At 70.7% G+C, this 662-nt stretch carries 2 protein-coding genes; both read left to right on the top strand.

What is annotated here, in order from left to right:
- Positions 1 to 452, top strand: a 452-nt coding sequence (locus tag A9Z05_RS01700; RefSeq protein ID WP_141723326.1) for a lactate utilisation protein LutB domain-containing protein, incomplete at its 5' end; no start/stop codon positions are given.
- A gap of 50 nt (positions 453 to 502) precedes the next feature.
- A partial coding sequence (locus A9Z05_RS37400) for an L-lactate permease (RefSeq protein ID WP_141723325.1) occupies positions 503 to 662 on the top strand: 160 nt, incomplete at its 3' end.

Here is a 662-nt window from a genome sequence, read left to right as displayed (position 1 = left end):
CGCGCATCGGCGGCCACGCGTACGGCACGACCTACCCGGGCCCGATCGGCAAGATCATCTCGCCGCACCTGCTCGGCCTCGACGCAACGGCCGACCTGCCGACCGCGTCGACGCTGTGCGGCGCATGCGGCGAGGTGTGCCCGGTGCGCATCCCGATCCCGCAATTGCTCGTGCGGCTGCGCACCGAAGCGAACCGCAAGCCCGACGAACCGGTCGCGCATCCGCTGCGCGGCCAGGGCGCGAACTACCACCGCGCGGAAGAACTCGTGTGGCGCTTCTGGTCGGGCGCGTTCGCGCATCCGCGCGCGTACCGCGCATTCCGCTGGGCCGCGACCCGCCTGCGCGCGCTGACGCCCGCGAAACAACTGGGCTGGACGCAGCACCGCACGCCGCTCGAACCGGCGCCGCGCAGCCTGTCCGACCTGCTGCGCGCCCGCGGCCAGCCCGAATAGCGCATCCGCTTTCAAACCCGTACCCCGATAAATCCATGGAGGAGACAACCATGCAGGTTTGGCATCAGATCTACACCCCGCTCGGCAGCCTCGGGCTGTCGGCACTCGTCGCCGCGATTCCGATCGTCTTCTTTTTCGTCGCGCTCGCCGCGCTGCGGATGAAGGGCCACGTCGCGGCCGCGATCACGCTGCTGCTGGCGCTCGGCGTCG

The sequence above is a fragment of the Burkholderia sp. A2 genome (assembly GCF_001729305.1).
Taxonomy (GTDB): Bacteria; Pseudomonadota; Gammaproteobacteria; order Burkholderiales; family Burkholderiaceae; genus Burkholderia; species Burkholderia sola.
The sequence above is the reverse complement of the archived record's forward strand: the minus strand, read 5'-3'. Positions and strand labels throughout refer to the sequence as shown.